At 57.1% G+C, this 3338-nt stretch carries 3 protein-coding genes; 1 reads left to right on the forward strand and 2 read right to left on the reverse strand.

What is annotated here, in order from left to right:
• A partial coding sequence (locus tag R6U41_RS02585) for an AAA family ATPase (RefSeq protein WP_410268270.1) occupies window positions 1-641 on the reverse strand: 641 nt, incomplete at its 3' end.
• 211 nt (window positions 642-852) lie between these two features.
• On the opposite strand from R6U41_RS02585, the gene R6U41_RS02590 reads away from it, so the two are divergent.
• Window positions 853-1809: a bile acid:sodium symporter gene (locus R6U41_RS02590; RefSeq protein WP_410268271.1), complete on the forward strand. Its 957-nt coding sequence runs from the start codon at window positions 853-855 to the stop codon at window positions 1807-1809.
• On the opposite strand, the gene R6U41_RS02595 is transcribed toward R6U41_RS02590, so the two are convergent.
• Window positions 1797-3338, reverse strand: a 1542-nt coding sequence (locus tag R6U41_RS02595) for an FAD-dependent oxidoreductase (RefSeq protein ID WP_410268272.1), incomplete at its 5' end; no start/stop codon positions are given. The two genes, R6U41_RS02590 and R6U41_RS02595, sit on opposite strands and share 13 nt — an antisense overlap.

The following is a 3338-nucleotide window of genomic DNA, read 5'->3' on the forward strand; positions in this document are numbered from 1 at the left end:
GTTTCTGCTTCCTGCTCAAGGACGTCAAGCTGTTTTCCGATTTCATCGAGAATGTCGTTGATCCGGTCCAGATTCTGGCGTGTGGATTTGACCCGGACCAGGGCCTCCTGACGCCGGGTTTTGTAGCGCATGACCCCGGCGGCTTCCTCGATAAAGGTCCGCCGCTCCTCTGCTGTGGCATCCGTTATGGCCCCGATGTTTCCCTGCTGGATAATGGCGCATGACCGGGCTCCCATGCCTGAGCGCAGAAAAATATCGCTGATGTCTTTTAACCGGCAGGGCTGCTTGTTGATCATGTAGCGGCTTTCGCCTGAACGGTAAAGACGGCGGGTGACCATGATTTCTTCATAGGCGCTGACAGATGCCGGGGCCTGTTCTGAAATGCCGGTGAGCGTCAGCGACACTTCTGCCATGTTCACGGCCGCTTTTTTGTCCGTGCCGGAAAAAATCACGTCCCCCATGGATTTGCCCCGCAGCTGCTTCACACTTTGCTCGCCCATGACCCATTTGATGGCATCAATGATGTTGCTTTTGCCGCAGCCGTTGGGGCCCACCACCGCGGATATGCCGGGCGGAAAGACAATGGTGCATCTTTCGGCAAACGATTTGAACCCATAGATGTCAATGCGTTTGAGCTGCATGGAAAAGGCCTTTATCGATTGTAAAACAATGGCGGGAAAACATGCATTTTGCAATTGATGAACAATGACTTGCCGGATTTTATGATCTGGCATTGAATTACAGAATCTGCTATGTTCCAAAATTTATTCATCTAACCAGAATAAGGCCCTGCTTGCAATAAAAAAATCCGGCAATTGGGCGGATAATAAGGAGATAAGGAGGCCGGCGGTATTGAAAATCGTCAAAAAATATTGGTTTTTAATCGGGCTGGCAACAGTGTTTGCTGCAACCATGGCCGATCCCACCGGGCTGCTGGCAGATGCCGGCCAGGTGTTAAAGCGCCATAACGGCCCGGATGTTGTTATTTTTCTTGTGTTTTTTTTCTCCGGGATTGTTTTGGATCCCGGACAGATCCGGGCCGGTCTGCGGGATGTGTCCGGCACGGCAATGGCCCTGGTCCTGATTTTCGGGTTTGCCCCGGCTCTGGCCGCCCTGGCGTCCATGGCCCCGTTGCAGACAGGTGTTATCATTGGGCTTTTTCTGGTGGCGGTCATGCCCACGACCCTGAGCAGCGGGGTGGTCATGAGCGGGGCTTCCGGCGGAAACCCGGCCCACGCCCTGTTTATCACCATCCTGGCCAATGTGCTGTGCATGTTTACCATCCCTTTCACGCTGCCGTTTTTGCTCGGGCTCACGGATATTTCCACACAGGTGGATTTTGACCGCACAGGGGTGATGATCAAGATCGGCTTATACGTGCTGGTGCCCCTGTGCATGGGTCTGGCCGTCAAGGCTTGGGCGTTTTCCCGCCTTGCCGCGGCCGGAGGCCGGTTTCAGCTCATCAACCAGTGTCTGATCCTCTGCATTGTCTGGATGGGCGTGGCCCAGGCCCGGCCGGTGCTTTCCGGGGATCTTGGGGGCATGGCTTCCATGGCCGGGGTTGTGGCTGTTTTTCACTGCGTGCTGCTGGGGTGCGCGTATCTGATGGTGCGGGTGTTTTCCGTGCCCCGGGGGCGAATGGAGGCGGTGTTGTTCATGGGCAGCCAGAAAACCCTGCCGTTGTCCATTATCCTTCAGGTGACCCTTTTTGGTCAGTTTGCCCTGGCCTTGATGGTCTGTGTGCTCCACCACCTGGTGTCCCTGCTCATAGACGGTTTTCTGGTGGGCCGGCTGTCTTATAGAAAATAACCCTTGGCCAGGCTTTGATAGGATTCAATCTCCTGGCGGATCCAGTTTTCATCCTGTCCCAGTTCCCCTGCCATGAGCCGGGCCACTTCTTCTGCGGCCTCCATGCTGGCCCTGGTGTCCAGCAGCAGGGCCCGGGTCCGGCGGGCCAGAAAATCCTCCACGGTGCGGGCCATTTCGTGTTTCACCGCCCACACGGCTTCTGCGGCAATGGTTGGAAATGCCGGGTGAATTTGTTTTTTGAGTTCCGGGCGCTGGTAGCAAAGATCTTGGATGCCTGCGGCATCCGCGCCATAGGCCGCCAGGTCCCCGAATTTTTCCGCATGATTGTGATAGCCGTGGATATGCAGGTCATGGCTCACACAGGGCCGGTCTTCCAGGTGGGCCACCATGGCTGCCTGGTCAATGGTTTCCTCGGCCATTTTCCGGTAAGTGGTCCATTTGCCCCCGGTGATGGTCACCAGCCCGGAACGGGAAATATAAACGGTGTGATCTCGGGAAAGGGCTGCGGTAGTGTCATCATCTCCTTGGTTTACCAGCGGGCGCAGGCCGGCAAAGATGCTGAGCACGTCCGAGGCCTCCGGGTCCTTGGTGAGATATTGTGCTGCGTGGGAGAGCAGAAATTCGATTTCATTTTCAAGGGGCCGGGGTTCGTCTGTGATTTCCTCCACCATGGTGTCTGTGGTGCCTACGATGACTTTGTCGTGCCAGGGGGTGGCAAACAGCACCCGGCCGTCTGCGGTGTGGGGCACCATGATGGCTTTGTCTCCGGGAAGAAACGAGGCGTCTAATACCAGGTGCACGCCCTGGCTGGGAACAATGATCTGCCTTGCCCCGGGGTCGTCCATGCGCAGGACCTGATCGGTGAACACTCCTGTTGCATTGATAACGCTTTTGGCCCGGATTTCGTATTCTGCGCCGGTTTCCATGTCTTTTGCCGTCACCCCGGCGGTCATCTGGTTTTCCCGGATCAGGCCGGTGACTTTCATGTAGTTGACAAGGGTGGCGGACTGGTCTGCCGCGGTCTGGGCCATGTTAATGGCAAGGCGCGAGTCGTCGAACTGGCCGTCGTAATAAATCACCCCGCCGCGCAGACCTTCGGTTTCCACCGTGGGCAGGTATTGGCGGGTGGTCTCCCGGGAAAGAAACCGGGAATGGCCGAAGCCGTGCCTGCCGGCAAGCATGTCGTAGAGTTTCAGGCCGATGCCGTAAAACGGGCCTTCCCACCAGTCGTAGCTGGGCACCACAAACGGCAGGTTGTGCACCAGGTGCGGGGCGTTTCTGCGCAGGCGGCCGCGCTCCCTGAGGGCTTCGAGCACCAAAGAGACGTTTCCCTGCTGCAGGTAGCGAACGCCCCCGTGGATGAGCTTGGTGCTGCGGCTGGAAGTGCCCTTGGAGAAATCGTCGCGTTCCAGCAAAAGGGCCTGGTATCCTCTTGATGCGGCTTCAATGGCGCATCCAAGACCGGTTGCCCCGCCGCCGATAATCACAAAATCCCAGGGTTCCCCGGTGTTTTTGATCCGTGAAACCAT

Origin of the sequence: Desulfosalsimonas sp. (genome assembly GCF_046483245.1) — a bacterium.
Taxonomy (GTDB): domain Bacteria; phylum Desulfobacterota; class Desulfobacteria; order Desulfobacterales; family Desulfosalsimonadaceae; genus Desulfosalsimonas.